This is a genomic window from Loigolactobacillus binensis, assembly GCF_005405165.1.
GTDB classification, from domain to species: domain Bacteria; phylum Bacillota; class Bacilli; order Lactobacillales; family Lactobacillaceae; genus Loigolactobacillus; species Loigolactobacillus binensis.
The window spans coordinates 1-1323 of the sequence record NZ_BJDN01000074.1 but is presented as its reverse complement, the minus strand read 5'-3'; the positions used below and the strand labels follow the sequence as shown (position 1 = coordinate 1323).

Sequence of the window (1323 nt, the reverse complement as noted above, 5' to 3'; positions counted from 1 at the left end):
CAATATCTTGTGTAAATAGTAATTGAAAAGGGAAGACCTTCCCCGTATGATTAAATCGCCAAACATAATCAACGGAGGTCTTCCCCATGGATCAGTTTAACAAAGAAATCGCTCAAGCACTACTATCTCAAGGAAATTTAAAAGAGGTTTTTCGTGTTCAATTGGAGAAAACAGTCAACAGCCTGCTTCAAGCTGAATTAACCGCAATTTTGGGCTACGATCCATATGATCGTAGCGGTTTTAACAGCGGAAATTCCAGAAACGGACAGTACTTTCGCCAAATAGCTTCCGAATATGGAAAACTAAATATTTGTGTGCCTCGTGACCGTAATGGTGAATTCAAAGCAGCACTCATTCCACCCTACACGCGTCGTGTTGATGCATTAGAAGAGATGGTTATCAAGCTCTACGAAAAAGGAATCACAACACGTGAAATTGCCGAGCTCATCGAGAAAATGTACGGATCACACTATTGCGCAACAACGATCTCAAACATGACCAAAGTCGTCGAGGGACAAGTTGAGGCTTTTCATGAACGTCATTTTACTGAGTCAAACTTCGTTTGTCTCTTCATTGATGCGACTTATCTTCCGCTCAGACGAAATACGGTTGAACGTGAGGCGGTCTATATCGCGATTGGCATCACGACAACCGGTGAGAAACAGATTCTTGATTACCAAATCGCTCCAACTGAAAATGGTGAAGTTTGGTCGGAATTATTAGGCGGGCTTGTAAAAAGAGGTATCATCAACGTTCAACTAGTTGTCGCTGATGGAATGGTTGGGCTTGAATCAGCGCTGGAGAAGAGCTACCCACAGGCAAAGTTTCAGCGTTGCCTCGTTCATATGAGTCGTAACATTTTCAAAAAAGTACGTGTTAGCGACCGACAGGCCGTCATGTCTGAATTCAAGCAAATTCACCAAGCAACAACCAAGTCTGAAGCTCAAAAGGTTCTGGCTACCTTTATTACGCACTGGGCACCTAACTATTCTAGAATGACGAAGCGCTTAGCAGAGACCAAAAATCTGCTTACTTTTTTTGATTTCCCGACAAGCATTAGAGCCTCGATCTACTCAACCAATCTTATCGAATCGTTCAACAAAGCGATCAAGCGAAAAACTAAAGCGAAGGAACAGTTCCCGAATGAAGACGCGTTAGATCGTTTCCTAGTCACACAGATGTTGGCCTACAATGATAAGAACTTTGGCAAGTCTCATCGTGGCTTCAAACAATGTCAAGATACATTAGAATCAATGTTTTGAAATTGGTCATTTAATCGTGCAAACAAGAGTTACTCATTTACACAAAATTCTTGACACTCTC

At 42.0% G+C, this 1323-nt stretch carries 1 protein-coding gene; it reads left to right on the top strand.

Going from position 1 to position 1323, the window contains the following annotated elements; all coding sequences use genetic code 11:
* Positions 1 to 86: 86 nt before the first annotated feature.
* On the top strand, positions 87 to 1262 hold the full coding sequence (locus FFM78_RS13635) for an IS256 family transposase (protein ID WP_137638914.1): 1176 nt from the start codon (positions 87 to 89) through the stop codon (positions 1260 to 1262).
* Positions 1263 to 1323: the final 61 nt, after the last annotated feature.